Annotated in this window: 13 protein-coding genes; 7 read left to right on the forward strand and 6 right to left on the reverse strand. The window is 61.8% G+C overall.

The genetic code is table 11. The features are described from left to right. The first annotated feature begins 65 nt into the window (after positions 1–65). From AC5SSZ_RS15710 to AC5SSZ_RS15740, 7 genes are all read left to right on the forward strand, one after another. Positions 66–1,571 carry an ABC transporter substrate-binding protein gene (locus tag AC5SSZ_RS15710; RefSeq protein ID WP_274835625.1) on the forward strand — a complete coding sequence of 502 codons (1,506 nt, stop codon included), beginning with the start codon at positions 66–68 and terminating at the stop codon, positions 1,569–1,571. A gap of 95 nt (positions 1,572–1,666) precedes the next feature. Beyond that, complete coding sequence (locus AC5SSZ_RS15715) at positions 1,667–2,584, forward strand: ABC transporter permease (RefSeq protein WP_065271730.1); 918 nt, start codon at positions 1,667–1,669, stop codon at positions 2,582–2,584. 1 nt (position 2,585) lies between these two features. After that, positions 2,586–3,482 carry an ABC transporter permease gene (locus AC5SSZ_RS15720; protein WP_065271731.1) on the forward strand — a complete coding sequence of 299 codons (897 nt, stop codon included), beginning with the start codon at positions 2,586–2,588 and terminating at the stop codon, positions 3,480–3,482. A gap of 11 nt (positions 3,483–3,493) precedes the next feature. Next, on the forward strand, positions 3,494–4,501 hold the full coding sequence (locus tag AC5SSZ_RS15725; RefSeq protein WP_495438733.1) for an ABC transporter ATP-binding protein: 1,008 nt from the start codon (positions 3,494–3,496) through the stop codon (positions 4,499–4,501). Continuing rightward, positions 4,498–5,475: an ABC transporter ATP-binding protein gene (locus AC5SSZ_RS15730; RefSeq protein WP_065271733.1), complete on the forward strand. Its 978-nt coding sequence runs from the start codon at positions 4,498–4,500 to the stop codon at positions 5,473–5,475. Before AC5SSZ_RS15725 ends, AC5SSZ_RS15730 begins: the two co-directional genes overlap by 4 nt. Positions 5,476–5,497: 22 nt before the next feature. Further along, positions 5,498–7,084, forward strand: coding sequence for a gamma-glutamyltransferase (locus AC5SSZ_RS15735; RefSeq protein WP_495438735.1), 1,587 nt, complete (start codon positions 5,498–5,500; stop codon positions 7,082–7,084). Continuing rightward, a complete protein-coding gene (locus tag AC5SSZ_RS15740; RefSeq protein ID WP_495438737.1) occupies positions 7,081–8,490 on the forward strand; it encodes a M20 family metallopeptidase in 1,410 nt (469 codons plus the stop codon). Before AC5SSZ_RS15735 ends, AC5SSZ_RS15740 begins: the two co-directional genes overlap by 4 nt. 345 nt (positions 8,491–8,835) lie before the next feature. Here the strand turns inward: AC5SSZ_RS15740 and AC5SSZ_RS15745 are convergent. The 6 genes from AC5SSZ_RS15745 to AC5SSZ_RS15770 all read right to left on the reverse strand — a co-directional run bounded on the left by AC5SSZ_RS15745 (position 8,836) and on the right by AC5SSZ_RS15770 (position 14,993). After that, a protein-coding gene (locus AC5SSZ_RS15745) for an IS3 family transposase (RefSeq protein ID WP_495438739.1) occupies positions 8,836–9,971 on the reverse strand; the annotation gives its coding sequence in 2 pieces (ribosomal slippage) (positions 8,836–9,678 and positions 9,681–9,971; 1,134 coding nt in all). 179 nt (positions 9,972–10,150) lie between these two features. Beyond that, the gene (locus AC5SSZ_RS15750) at positions 10,151–11,317 is read right to left on the reverse strand and encodes a TerD family protein (protein ID WP_495438741.1); all 1,167 of its coding nucleotides are present in this window, start codon (positions 11,315–11,317) and stop codon (positions 10,151–10,153) included. 61 nt (positions 11,318–11,378) lie between these two features. After that, positions 11,379–12,605 carry a TerD family protein gene (locus AC5SSZ_RS15755; RefSeq protein ID WP_495438743.1) on the reverse strand — a complete coding sequence of 409 codons (1,227 nt, stop codon included), beginning with the start codon at positions 12,603–12,605 and terminating at the stop codon, positions 11,379–11,381. A 142-nt stretch (positions 12,606–12,747) separates the two neighbouring features. Further along, the gene (locus AC5SSZ_RS15760) at positions 12,748–13,326 is read right to left on the reverse strand and encodes a TerD family protein (protein ID WP_495438745.1); all 579 of its coding nucleotides are present in this window, start codon (positions 13,324–13,326) and stop codon (positions 12,748–12,750) included. A gap of 66 nt (positions 13,327–13,392) precedes the next feature. After that, a complete protein-coding gene (locus AC5SSZ_RS15765) occupies positions 13,393–13,974 on the reverse strand; it encodes a TerD family protein (protein WP_495438747.1) in 582 nt (193 codons plus the stop codon). 41 nt (positions 13,975–14,015) lie between these two features. Continuing rightward, entirely contained in the window at positions 14,016–14,993 is a 978-nt protein-coding gene (locus AC5SSZ_RS15770; protein ID WP_495438749.1) for a calcium/sodium antiporter, read from the reverse strand. Positions 14,994–15,040: the final 47 nt, after the last annotated feature.

A 15,040-nucleotide genomic window follows, 5' to 3' on the forward strand; every position in this document is an offset into this window, starting at 1 on the left:
ACCAATGTCAAACCCTGAGTACTGTTGCACCCTATGGCAGCCCTTCAGGTCAACATGGAGTAAACATGAAACGCTTTCTGATCCCCGCGACCGTTCTTGCGCTCAGCGCTGCAGCTGCGCATGCAGACAAGTCCGAAGACGTGCTGAATGTGGCCTTCACCAAAGAGCTGGAGAACGTCGACAGCTACTTCAACTCCTCCCGTGAAGGCGTTGTGCTGCAGCGCGCGGTCTGGGACGGTCTGATCTACCGCGATCCCATCACCAACGAATACAAGGGTAACCTTGCAACCTCGTGGGAGTGGATCGACGATCTGACGCTGGAGCTGAAACTGCGTGAAGGCGTGACCTTCCACAACGGCGAACCCTTTGATGCGGACGATGTGGTCTACACCGTGAACTTCGTTGCCGAAGAACAGAACGGCGTGAAGACCCAGCGCAACGTCAACTGGATGAAATCGGCCGAGAAGGTCGACCAGTACACCGTGCGCATTAACCTGAAGGCCCCCTTCCCCGCCGCGATCGAATTCCTCTCCGGTCCGGTCTCGATGTATCCGAATGAATATTACGCCGAAGTCGGCCCCTCGGGCATGGGCCTGGAGCCCGTCGGCACCGGTCCCTACAAGGTGGTTTCGGTCGACCCGGGCAAGCATTTCGTGCTGGAGAAATACGAAGGCTACCACGACAGCCCCAAAGGCCAGCCCGAAGTCGGCACCGTCGACATCCGCACCATCCCCGATGTGAACACGCAGATGGCGGAACTGTTCAACGGCTCGCTGGACCTGATCTGGCAGGTGCCGTCTGATCTGGCAGAAAAGCTGGAGCAGATGGGCAAGTTCACCGTTGCCAACGAAAGCACCATGCGCATCGGTTATCTGACACTGGATGCCGCCGGTCGCACCGGTGAAGACAACCCCTTCACCGATGTACGCGTGCGCCGCGCGGTGGCCCATGCCATCGACCGCGAGGCATTGGTTTCGGCGCTGCTCAAAGGTAAGAGCCAAGTGATTTCCACCGCCTGCTTCCCCAGCCAGTTCGGCTGCGATCAGGATGTGGTCTCCTATGAATACGACGTCGAAAAAGCCAAGGCCCTGCTGGCCGAAGCGGGATACCCCGATGGGTTCAAGACCGAGTTCTACGCGTACCGCAACCGCGACTACGCCGAAGCGATCTCCAGCTTCCTGAACGCTGTCGGCATCGACACCGATTTCAAGATGCTGCAGTACTCTGCCCTGCGCGAACTGCGCATGAAGAGCGGCACGCCGGTCTCCTTCCAGACCTGGGGCTCCTACTCGATCAACGACACCTCGGCGATCACCAGCCAGTTCTTCAAGCTCGGCTCGCTTGACGATGCCCGCGACGAAGAAGTTGCCGGCTGGCTCGATACCGCAGACAGCGCCACCGATCCCGAAGTGCGCAAGGAAAACTACTCCAAGGCACTGAAAAAGATCGCGGATCAGGCCTATTGGGTGCCGATGTTCTCCTACAACACCAACTACGTCTTCTCCCAGGATGTGGCCTACACCCCCACTGCCGATGAAGTTTTGCGCTTCACCGACATGGAATGGAAGTAAGCTGATCCCTGCGGCGGGGCCCCGGCCCCGCCGTCTCTGCTCCCCGCCCTGCCCGGGTGGTTCTCCCTTATCCTGCCCAGCAAATGAGGTTCCCCTTGCTGCGTTTCATACTGAAGCGGGCCGGGCTGGCCATATTGGTCGCCCTTACGGTCTCGTTGATTTCCTTTAGCCTGCTGTTTTTGTCCGGTGATCCCGCCACGGCGATCGCGGGCGAACATGCCAGCGATCAGGATGTCGAAGCCATCCGCCGCATCTACGGGTTTGATCGCCCGATGCTGGTTCAATACTGGGACTGGCTGGTCAGTGCCCTGCGTGGTGATTTCGGCGAAAGCTACTATTTCAAGCTGCCGGTGGCGAGCCTGATCATGGACCGCCTGTCCATCACCATGACCCTGGGTGTCTGCGGCATTTCCTTTGCCCTGCTGACCGCTGTTCCGCTTGGCGTGGCCGCCGCGATCAAGCCGAACTCGCTGATCGACCGGCTGGCCCTGTTCCTGTCTGTTGCCGGTCAGGCGATGCCCAGCTTCTGGTTCGGTCTTATCCTGATCGTGGTTTTCTCGATCCAGCTTGGCTGGCTGCCGCCCTCGGGCACGGCAACGCCGCTGCACTTCGTGATGCCGACCATCGTGCTTGGCTACTACGCGATGCCCGCGATCATGCGTCTGACCCGTGCAGGCATGCTCGAAGTGCTGTCCTCGGACTACATCCGCACCGCCCGCGCCAAGGGCGCGCCAGAGGGGCTGGTGATGTTCAAACACGCGCTGCGCAACGCGATCATCCCGGTGGTGTCGCTGGCGGCCGTGCAGATGGGCTTCATGCTGGGCGGCTCGATCGTGGTTGAATCCATCTTCGCGCTGCATGGCGCAGGTTACCTCGCCTGGGAATCCATCAGCCGCAACGACCTGCCGACCGTGCAGGCGCTGATCCTTGTATTCTCGATGTTCTATATCGTTTTCACCTTCCTTGCCGACGTGTTGAACGCCTGGCTGGACCCCCGCATGAGGGCCGGATGACATGACCCAGACTGCTGATCCTCTTCTTCAGGACATTATCGGCCCGACCCCAGGCCAGCTGCTGCGCAAGCGTATCTTCGGCCATCAGGGCCTGTTGATCGGTGGCGTGGTGCTCGCACTGCTCGTCATCGTCGCGCTGTTTGCCCCCTATATCGCGCCGCATGATCCCTATGCCCAAAGCCTGCTCGCACGGATGGAACCGCCGGTCTTCCTTGGCGGCACATGGGAACATCCGCTGGGCACCGACCACCTTGGCCGGGATTACCTGTCGCGCCTGATCTATGGCGCCCGCGTGTCGCTGATGATCGGCGTCGTGGCGGCGCTGATCTCGGGCCTCATCGGCACCGCCATGGGCGTGGCCGCAGGCTATTTCGGTGGCCGCGTCGATGCAGTGGTAACCTTCCTCATCAACGTGCGTCTGGCGATGCCCGTGGTGCTGGTCGCACTGGCCGTGGTCGCAATCTTCGGCGGCTCGCTCACCGTGGTCATCCTCGTTCTGGGCCTCCTGCTCTGGGATCGCTTCGCCGTGGTAATGCGTTCCTCCACCCTGCAGGTGCGCGGCCGCGAATATGTCGCCGCCGCCCGCGCCATCGGCTGTTCCAACACCCGCATCGTGATGTCGGAAATCATGCCCAATATCGTCAACAACCTGATCGTTGTCGTGACGCTTGAGATGGCCCACGCGGTCCTGCTCGAAGCGGCACTGTCCTTCCTGGGTCTTGGCGTGCAACCGCCGACACCTTCCTGGGGCCTGATGGTCTCTGAGGGCAAGCAGATGATGCTGTTCGAACCCTGGCTGGTTCTGATCCCCGGCTTTGTGCTCTTTGCGCTGGTTCTGGCGATCAACCTGCTGGGTGATGGTCTGCGCGACGTCACCGCACCTGAAAACCGCAACTGAGGGAGGCAGGCATGACTGACACACCGATACTCTCTGTCCGCAACCTGACGCTGGATATTCCCGTCGGCGGCGGCACCTTGCACGCCGTGCGCGGCATCGACTTCGACCTGAACCGGGGCGAAACGCTCTGCATCGTTGGGGAAAGCGGCTCCGGCAAGTCCCTGACCTCGCTCGCGATCATGGGGCTTCTGGGCAAGAAGATCTCTCGCAAGGCGGATCAGCTGTCCTTTGACGGCATCGACCTGATGAAGACCAGCCAACGCGGCATGCGCAAGCTGCGCGGTCTTCGCATGTCGATGATCTTTCAGGAGCCGATGACCTCGCTCAACCCGGCCTATACCATAGGCGACCAGCTTGCCGAGGCACTGCTGCTGCACAAGCCGGTGTCGAAGGATCAGGCCCGCGCCCGCGCGGTGGAACTCCTGGAAAAGGTTGGCATCACCGCCGCCGAAAGCCGCCTGTCGCAATATCCGCACCAGCTTTCGGGCGGCTTGCGGCAGCGGGTGATGATCGCGATGGCGCTGATGTGTGAGCCGGAACTGATCATCGCGGATGAGCCGACAACCGCGCTCGACGTGACCATTCAGGCGCAGATCCTGCGGCTGCTGGTCGATCTGCAAAAGGAACTGGGCATGGCTATGATCCTCATCACCCATGACCTGGGCGTGGTGGCCCGCGTCGCCGACAAGGTTGCGGTGATGTACGCGGGCGAGCTGGTCGAGACTGGCCCCGCCACCGCCGTCTTCGAGTCCCCGGCGCACCCCTACACCCGCGGCCTGTTGCGCTGCATCCCGGTGCCAGGCAAGACCGAGCGCGGCGCCGAGCTGGGCACCATCCCCGGCATCGTGCCTTCGCTGGTTGGGGATGTGACCGGCTGCCCCTTCCGCACCCGCTGCGATCATGCAGTCGCAGCCTGCCGCGAACCGATCCCGCTGCGCGAACACGCCAGTTCCGATCACAACTTCCGCTGTGTCCACGCCGATGGCCACGCCCAGAACTCCGTAGAGGTGCCCGCATGAGCGATACTCCCGTGTTGGAACTGCGCAACGTGTCCAAGACCTATTCGGTCAAACAGGGCATGTTTTCCTCCCCCAAGCCGCTGAAGGCGGTCAATGACGTGTCGCTGAAGATCGGCCGCGGCGAGGTCCTTGGCCTTGTCGGGGAATCCGGCTGCGGCAAATCCACCCTCGCCAAGATCCTGCTGGGCCTTGAACAGCCTACCGAGGGTCAGGTGCTGGTGGATGGCAAGGAACTTGGCGCCCAGAACCGGTCGGAACTGGCCCGCCGCATCCAGCCGATCTTTCAGGACCCCTATTCCTCGCTCAATCCGCGCAAGAGCATCTACGACATCATCTCGTTGCCGCTGCGGGTGCATAATGTCGGTGACAGCGCCAGCCAGGAAAAGGCGGTGCGCGAGATCCTGGACATCGTCGGCCTGCCCGCGCGGGTGATGAACACCTACCCCAGCCAGATGTCCGGCGGTCAGCGGCAGCGGGTGGCGATTGCCCGGGCGCTGATCATGAAGCCCGAGATCGTCATCTGTGACGAGCCGACCTCGGCGCTGGATGTGTCTGTGCAGTCACAGATCCTGAACCTGCTGGCAGATCTGCGCCGCGAATTCGGCCTCACCTACCTTTTCATCAGCCATAACCTTGCGGTGGTGGAACACCTCGCGAACCGGGTGGCGGTAATGTACCTCGGCCGGATCGTCGAGGAAGCCAGTGTTGAAGGCCTGTTCGACCGCAGCCGCCATCCCTACTCCGATGCGCTGCTGCAATCGGTGCTGACCCCGGATCCCAACAAGGGCGTGCCGGACACGCACCTGGGCGCGGCCTACCCGAACCCGATTGCGCCCCCATCAGGCTGCCATTTCCACCCGCGCTGCGCCAAGGCAATGCCCCAGTGCAGCCAGGTTGCGCCGCAGACCGTTGCGACCGAAGATGGCCGCGTCGAATGCCACCTCTTTGACAGCGCCCAGACCTCTGCGGCCTGATCGGACAGAAAGGAAGACTCACATGATATCCAATCTCTCCTCGACGCAGGTGACCCGCAAGACGGTGATCGAAACCGAATACGGCGTCGTCGCAGCCCAGCACAGCCGCGCCGCCCGGATCGGGGCCGATGTGCTGGCCGCAGGCGGAGACGCGGTGGATGCCGCCGTCGCCGTCTCCTTTGCCATCGGGGTGGTCGAACCCTGGATGAGCGGCCCGGCCGGTGGCGGCGCCGCCATGCTCTGGCGCGCTGACGAAGGGCGCGCCTATGCACTCAACTACGGCATGCGCGCGCCCAAGGGGCTGAACGTCGCCGATTATCCGCTGTCCGGCGAAGGCAAGGCCGGCGATCTCTTCCCCTGGGAAAAGGTCGTCGAAGACCGCAACGTGCAAGGCGCCACCGCCATTGCGGTGCCGGGCACCGTCGATGGTGTGGGCAAGGCCCACGCGCGGTTCGGCAAGCTGCCGTGGAAGGACTTACTGCAACCGGCCATCGCACTTGGCCGCGAGGGGCTTGCGGTGGACTGGTATGCGGCGCTGATCATCGCCTCGACCACCCGCGCGCTGGCGCAGGACGCAGACGCTGCGGCGCTGTTCCTGGAAGACGGTCAATGGCCGACCATCGCGGGCTGGACCAGCCTCGCGGACAAGCGCATCGACATGTCCAAGATGGCCGACACCCTGTCACAGCTGGCCGAGGCCGGAGCGCGGGATTTCTACGAAGGTGACATCGCCGCCGCCATGGCTGCCGACGTGCAGGCCAAGGGCGGATCGCTCTCGGTCGAAGACCTTGCCAGCTATCATGCAGAGATGCTGGATCCGCTGTCCTTTGCCTATCGCAACGCACGGTTCAACGTGATGCCGGGGCTGACCGCCGGACCGACATTCCGCGATGCCTTTGCCCATCTCGAAGAGGCGCTGACACCCGGCGATCAACCGGGTGCAGAGGCCTATACCGCCTATGCCGCTGCGCTGAAGGCCGCCTATGCCAAGCGCCTGTCGGGCATGGGCGATGATGGCGAAACCCCGGATGCCCCCGGCTGTACCACGCATTTCTCGGTGGTGGACCGCCACGGCAACATGGTGTCCCACACCCAGACGCTGCTGTCGATCTTCGGCTCCCGCGTGGTGTCGCCGCAGACCGGATTGCTGATGAACAACGGCATCATGTGGTTCGACCCCGAGCAGGGCAAACCAAACTCGCTGGCGCCCGGCAAACGCTGCCTGATGAACGTCTGCCCGGTCCTGGGCGAGACCGAAAGCGGCAACCGTTTTGCCTTTGGCGCATCCGGCGGGCGCAAGATCGTCTCGGCCGTCGCGCAGCTTTCGTCCTTTGTGGCGGACTTTGGCATGGACGTGGGCGAGGCTTTCCACCAGCCCCGGATCGATGTGTCAGGTGGGGAGACCGTGGTCGCGGACGACAGCCTGCCCGCCGATGTGATCGCCGCGCTTGAGGCCGAGCACAACACGGTCACAACCCGCCGCGCCGTCTTCCCCTATGCCTTCGCCTGCCCGGCCGGCGTTCAGCGCAAGGAAGGCCGCAACAGCGGCTGCACCGAAATCATGTCGCCCTGGGGCGATGCCATTACCGAACCTGTGGAGCAGAAATGACCGCATCTACCAGCCGCGACGGCGCAATTTCCCGTGTCAGCAGTTATTTTGACGAAGGCACCTTTCAATCCGACCTGGCCCATTGGGTCACTTACCCGACCGAAAGCCAGAACCCCGAGGCCGCGCCTGAGCTGATGCGCTACCTTGTCGAGGTGATCGAGCCCCGTCTCACCGCCTCCGGGTTTACCTGCGAGATCTTCCCGAACCCCGATCCTGCCGGTGGCCCGCTCCTGGTCGGCGAACGGATCGAGGATCCGGCCCTTACCACCGTTCTGACCTATGGCCATGGCGATGTGATCCGCGCCCAGACCGAACAGTGGCGCGAAGGGCTGGGCCCCTTCACCCTGGTCGAGGAAGGCGATCGGCTTTATGGCCGCGGCACCGCCGACAACAAGGGCCAGCATCTGGTCAATATTGCCGCCCTGGAGGCCGTGCTGGCCGAACGCGGCAGCCTTGGCTTCAACGTCAAGATCGTGATTGAAATGTCCGAGGAAACCGGTTCTGCCGGTCTGCCGGAATTCTTCACCGCGCAGAAGGACCGCCTGAAGGCCGACGTTCTGATCGCCTCAGACGGGCCGCGCCTTCAGCCCGACACCCCCACCATGTTCATGGGCTCGCGCGGCGGTGTCAGCTTTGACCTTGAACTCGACCTGCGCGAGGGTGCGCATCACTCGGGCAATTGGGGCGGCCTGCTGGCGGATCCCGCGATGATTCTGGCCCATGCGCTCACCACCATCTGCGACCGCCGCGGCCAGATCCAGATCCCCGAATGGCGCCCTGACAGCCTCACCGACACCGTGCGCGCCGCGCTGGACGGTCTGCCGCTCGAGGGCGACAGCGGCCCAGCGATCGACAGCGACTGGGGCGAAACCTCGCTGACCCCTGCGGAGCGAGTCTTTGGCTGGAACTCCTTCGCGGTGCTTGCAATGACCAGCGGCGTGCCGGAAGCGCCAGTCAATGCCATCGCCCCTACCGCCCGCGCCACCTGCCAGCTGCGCTATGTGGTGGGCACTGATCCCGATGACATCCTGCCCGCACTGCGCCGCCATCTGGACAAACACGGGTTCGAAAACATCAAGGTCACCCCGCATGATCGCGGGTTCTTCAGGGCAACCCGCCTGGACCCAGATCACCCCTGGGTAACCTTCGTGGCGGGATCGCTGACCGAAACCGCAGGCAAGAAGCCGCATATCTTGCCGAACCTTGCGGGGTCCCTGCCGAACGACAGCTTTGCCGATATCCTTGAACTGCCGACGGTCTGGGTGCCGCATTCCTATCGCGGATGTTCGCAACACGCCCCGAACGAACATGTTCTGAAACCCGTCTGCCGCGACGCGCTGCGCTGCATGACCGGCCTGTTCTGGGACCTGCCAAAGGCGAACGCGGACGGCACCGCGGCCAGCTGACCGCACGTTGCATTTGATCGAAACAAAGGGCTCGCGGCTTTGCGGGCCCATTGTTTCAGTTCAATTTCCCCAAAAGTCCAAGCGCGATTGAAGACTGCCAGCGCGCCATTGTTCGGTCTGGCTGTGACTCGTTGGTAGAACACAAAAACGCCGCTGCCCTTTCGGGCGCGGCGTTTTGCGTTATTTTTGGTTGCGGGAGTGCGCAACCGCCGTCTCTTGTCTATAGTTTGTTGCTGAACACGAACTCAGGGTTCGAATCCCATTCTCTCCGCCACCAACCATTAGAGGTGGTCCTGGTTTTTCGACCAGTTTTATGCCGCGCAGCGCTCTGGCATGGTTTTCATATCACGCGACAAGTTTCATGTTTGGTTTGCGATTAGCATAAACCTCGTCTGGGGTCATCAGACCGTGGGATGAATGTGGGCGCTCTTCATTGTAATAGGCGATCCAGGCGCCGATCCCTCGGCGCGCTTCCAGACCGGTTTCGAAGGCGTTCAAGAAGACGCATTCGTATTTCAGGGACCGCCACAGCCGTTCAATCATTCGGTTGTCGATCCATCGGCCTCGCCCATCCATCGAAATCTTCACCTGCGCATCTTTCAAAACATCGGTGAAATCGGTGCTGGTGAACTGGCTGCCTTGGTCCGAATTGAAGACCTCGGGCGGGCCATAGGTGGCGAGGGCCTCTTTCAAAGCCTCGACACAGAACCCTGCGTCCATGGTATTGGACAGCCGCCAACTCAGCACCTTGCGGCTGTGCCAGTCCATGATGGCGACCAGATACAAAAACCCGCGCTGCATCTTGATATAGGTGATGTCGGTGCACCAGACTTGGTTGGGGCGAGTGATGGCCAAGTCCTTGAGCAAGTACGGATAAATCTTGTGTTCGGGGTTTTTCTGGCTGGTCTTGGGTTCTTGGTAGATCGGCACCAAACGCATGAGCCGCATCAGTCGCCTCACACGATGGCGACCGCATTTGTGACCCTCCCTTTGCATATGACGGGCCATCTGCCGCGAGCCGTACCACGGAGTTTTCAGAAATTGCGCGTCGATGAGCGCCATGAACTTGAGGTTCTCGGCGCTTTCCCCGCGGGGCTGATAATACAGCGTAGATCGGGCGAGCGACAGCAGCGTGCATTGTCGCCGGACGCTCAGTTTGGGATGATCTTGCTTCACCGCTTTTTGCCTCCAGTCCCGAGGATGATCCTGGACGCATCGGCCAAAAAATCGCGTTCAACCACCAGTTGCCCGATCTTGGCATGCAGTTTCTCCACCTCTTTCTCGGAAAGCGATGCTTCCGCCTTTGGCTTGGCGTCAAACGACTGCGCCATGTTGGCGATCGCTGTGCGTTTCCAACCGTTGATCATCGTCGGATGCACATCGTACTTCTTGGCTAACTCAGCCGTCGTCAGTTCTTCGCGTATGGCTTCCAAGGCAACCTTGGCCTTGAATTCTGATGTGTAGCGTTTCTGTGTCGCCATCTCGAGTGTTCGTCCTTCGTCAGTTGCCAGAGCTTAGCAACTGGTCCGAATTCCCGCGACCACCTCTCATCGTGCTCGTTGGCCCAGTGCATCCCTACACCGAGGAAGATGTTTACCCGGTCGACTCCTTCGGCAACCGAGAGCCGATGTGATGGCGAGGCCTGCAAAAAGCGTTTGTATTACTTGCGTCCCGCCTTCCAGCTGAATCCCCAGCCATAGGCCTCGTCCATGTAACGATGCCCCGGGAAGAACTCGACGAGACGTTTCACCTTGATCTGGTCACCGGCATTCGACAGCTCCGCGATGGCGCACATGCCGTCGGTAGAGCCATACTCATTCATCCGCACCTCGACCTCGGGCTGGTCGGGCACCAGGATGCGCACCGCACCATCTGTCTCGCGCCAGTTCGGCGCACCCTCGTAGATGAAGGCGTAGACCAGGATGCGGTCGATCTTGGACCACATGTCGCCGTTGATCTCGAGCCATTCACCATCACTGACCGCGCCTGTCCGGTCGTCACCGAGAAGCTTCACATAAGGTTCGTCCCGGAAGCTGCCGAAGGCATCGCCGAGCGCCTGGACGACGGAGCGATACCCGTCCTTCAGCTCGATGAACGCACCCACGTCGAGGTCGATCCCCTGGGACTTGCCCATGCCGAACAGGCCCTTTTTCTGCGGCGCGCGCTGGTTCCAGTTCAGGTTGACGCGGATCTTGCCGAAACGCCCGTCCGACTTTTTCAGGTTCACGGTGCTCTCGGTCTTGGTCAGGTTGACCTTGGAAAGGTTGACGGACGGAGCAGGGGCCGGCTTCGGGTCCGCCTTGGGCGGCGTCGGCGCGGCCGAGGGTGCGCTGCCGCTGTCATCGGCGATCTCTACGCCAAAATGCGTGGCAAGCTGGGCGAGACCGCCATTGAAGCCTTGGCCGACATTGCGCACCTTCCACGCGCCATTGCGCTTGTAGATCTCCGCGAGGATCAGCGCGGCCTCGGCTCGGCCCTGGCCGGGGATCGACAGGCTGTGGGGCCCAACATCCATGCTCACATCGCCAAGCTGACCAAAGGTCTTGCTGCCCTCGGCGGTGGCCGTGATTACGATCTTTTCCACATCTCCGGGGACCTGCCCGAGATCAATGTCGAAACGCGGGCTAGGACCTTGTGTCAGGCGAATAGCGCCGCCGGCGATCGAGGGCTGCCCATAAAAGCACATGTCGTCGTCGCCGCGAACCTTGCCGCCGGGATAGATCTGCAATGCGGTCACGTCAATCTCGGCCCCACCGGGGAGATCCAGCAGGAGGGCGACGGTGTTGCCAACGAGCGGGGCGTTTGCGCCAATGGGCAGGTCGGTCATGATTTGTCTCCTTGTTTTCCCGATCCCTTTCGAGACCTGTTCGCGATGTATTTTGGAACCATCAGAGATTGGCGTATTTGCGACCGCCGGCCCCGAGAATACGTCCAAAAATGCCACGCCCCTTCTTGAAGACTGGCGGACCGTCGAAGCTCACATTTAGAGCCCCGCTCTGATGCTCGATCCAAGGCGTGTTCTCACTGTTTTTTGGCGAGGTTGCTCCTGACAATTGGACATCCAGAGCGTCCTCGTCCACGCGGATCGTACCGATCACGTAGGTGTAGACGTTCTTGGCCGCCTTGCCGCCGGGAAACTTGTAGCTGCACTCGACGACGTCATTTCCATGCTTGATCGTCATTTCTGGCTGTAGCGATGCTATCGAAACCGGTCCGTTTGCGATCGCGCTGTAGATCGAGAACACGATACCTACGGGCCCGCCCTGCTTGCGCGAGATGTCGGCGGAAACTTCGATGATCTCGGTACCCGGAGCATCCTTCGTTGCTTGCGTAACGTCGCCGAGGTGCCGAGCGAACGGATGAGCATTAAGCTGTCCCGGGTGGGACGCGGCAAGCCAATGCATGGATCCATCTGGCATCAGGATCCCGGCACGAAGATCGAGATCGTCATTGTCGTCGCGTGCATCGCCATTGTCGATCCAGGTTGCGGAAACGCGCACGATGCCGTCCTGCGCCTTGTCGAGCGAGATCCGCGACCTGTCTCCGGCTTTGGTCAACGTGACTTTCGAAAGATCAACGGAAGTGGCTGGCTTCGGAGGCGCCGCGGGAGCTGGTGAATAATTTTCTTCCTCCGCAATCTCTACGCCAAAATGCGTGGCAAGCTGGGCGAGACCGCCATTGAAGCCTTGGCCGACATTGCGCACCTTCCACGCGCCATCGCGCTTGTAGATCTCCGCGAGGATCAGCGCGGCCTCGGCTCGGCCCTGGCCGGGGATCGACAGGCTGTGGGGCCCAACATCCATGCTCACATCGCCAAGCTGACCAAAGGTCTTGCTGCCCTCGGCGGTGGCCGTGATTACGATCTTTTCCACATCTCCGGGGACCTGCCCGAGATCAATGTCGAAACGCGGGCTAGGACCTTGTGTCAGGCGAATAGCGCCGCCGGCGATCGAGGGCTGCCCATAAAAGCACATGTCGTCGTCGCCGCGAACCTTGCCGCCGGGATAGATCTGCAATGCGGTCACGTCAATCTCGGCCCCACCGGGGAGATCCAGCAGGAGGGCGACGGTGTTGCCAACGAGCGGGGCGTTTGCGCCAATGGGCAGGTCGGTCATGGTGTCTTATCCTTAAACTGTGTGATCGCCATGAGGTCGGGCCTGCGATTGCTCGAGACCGAAGGCCGCTCCCAACATCAGCTGCGAGCCAATCCCAACAAAAAACGCCCAAGGCGATCTTCCGCCCCGGGCCAATCGGCGTTTAGCCGATATTGACGCCGAAGCTCGAGGCGAGCGGGCCGAGGCCGCCGTTGAAGCCCTGGCCCACGGCCTTGAACTTCCACTCGTCGCCGTGGCGGTAGACTTCGCCGAAGATGACCGCCGCTTCGAGGGCGAAATCCTCGCCAAGGTCGTAACGCGCGAGCTCCTTGTCGCCCTCGGCGTTCACCACGCGCATGAAGGCACCGCCGACCATGCCAAAGTTCTGCTTGCGGGCTTCGGCGTCGTGGATCGTCACGGCAAAGGCGAGCTTCTTGATATCGGCCGGCACCTTCGACAGGTCGATCTTCACCTGCTCATCGTCGCCTTCGCCCTCGCCGGTTCGGTTGTCGCCCATGTGCTCGATCGAGCCATCTGCGCCGGTCTTGTTGTTGTAGAAAATGAAATCCACATCCGAGCGGACCTTACCATTTTCACCACAGACGAACACCGAGGCGTCCAGGTCGAATTCCTGGCCGTCAGTCGCGCGCGGGTCCCAGCCCAGGCCGACGACGACATTCTTGAGGCCGGGGGCCTCCTTCGAAAGCGAAACGTTGCCGCCCTTGGAAAGCGAAACTGCCATTCTCGTATCTCCTTTGGTTTCTCGAGAAGTCGTGGGGCCGGCCCGGAACCGGGCCGGCGATGAACGTCAGGCCGAGGCGTTGATGCCGTAGCGCTGGCACATGGCCATCAGGCCGCCATTGTAGCCCTGGCCGATGGCGCGGAACTTCCACTCGCCATTGTGGCGATAGACCTCGCCAAACTCGACGGCGGTCTCGCCGGCGAAGTCCTCGCCGAGATCGTAGCGGACGACCTCGGTTCCGGTCTCGTCGTTGACCACGCGGATGAAGGCGTTCGAGACCATGCCGAAGTTCAGGCCATTCTTCTCAGCCTCGTGGATCGTGACCGTCACGACGAGCTTCTGGATATCGGCCGGCACCTTGTCGAGATCGACCTTGATCGCTTCGTCGTCGCCGTCACCTTCGCCGGTTCGGTTGTCACCGGTATGGACGACAGAGCCATCGGGGGACTGCAGCTGGCTGTAGAAGATGAAGTCGTGGTCGCCGCGGACCTTGCCAGTCTCGTTGACCATGAAGACCGAAGCGTCGAGATCGAAATCCGCGCCCGAGGTGGCGCGCTCGTCCCAGCCGAGGCCGACGAGGATTTTCTTGAGACCCGGATCGGTCTTCGAAAGCGAGATGTTCCCGCCCTTGTTGAGAGACAATGCCATGGTGAGATCCTCCTTTGATTGAGGTGGTGAACTGTTTCAGGTCAGGGGATCGCAGGCAGCGCCGCGCCCGAGACCGCGTATTGCGCGACGATGAAAGCGAGATAGCCCACGGCCATCAACCCGCCGGCGATGCGTCCGATCTTGCCCACGAAGAGCAACAGGATCGCGAAGATCAGCGTCACGCCGACAACGAAGGGCATATCGAAGGAGGCAAAGCGCGGATCGATGATCAGCGGCTTCGCGATCGCCGAGATCGCCATCACCGAGAAGATGTTGAAGATGTTCGAGCCGATGATCCCGCCGATGATCACATCGGACTGGCCCTTGCGCGCCGCGGCCACGCAAGCCGTCAACTCGGGAAGGGACGTCCCGAAGGCGATGAGCGTCATGCCGATTACGGCTTCCGGCACGCCGAGCGCGACACCACCGGCGACTGCGCCCTGCACCAGGATCTCCGATCCGACGAGCAGGGTCAGGATGCCGGCAACGAGCATCAGCCCGGGCGCCGGGCCGTCGGCTTCATGCTCTTCGACTTCGTCGATATCAAGCTTCGAGGCTTTGTACTGGTAGAAGATGTAGGCCGCGAGCACGATGACCATCGCGATGCCGCCCCAGCGCGGCAGAAGGCCGGCCGGGATTGCCGCGAACATCGCGGCGGTGGCCACCAGCATGATGATCGTGTCGACGCGCACTTCCTTGCGGTCGAAGATCACCGGCGCGATCAGGGCAGACACCGCGACGACCATAAAGACGTTCGCGATGTTGCTGCCCACGACGTTGCCGACGGAGATCCCCGGAAACCCGGATACGTTCGCGTTGATCGACGTGAAAAGCTCGGGCGCCGACGTGCCGAAGGCGATGATCGTCGCTGCAATGAAGAGCTTGGACAGGCCGGACTTTTCGGCGACGACGACAGCGTTGTCGACGGTCCAGTCCCCGCCCTTGACGAGCAGCCAGATCCCGAACGCGATGGCGCCGAGCGCGATGATCGCGAGCTGGTAGGTTTCCAGAGAATGCATGGGGTCCCCCTTGGACATGAAAGGGGCCGGCGGTCGCCCGCCAGCCC

This window comes from Phaeobacter sp. CC-HEC084 (assembly GCF_059429255.1).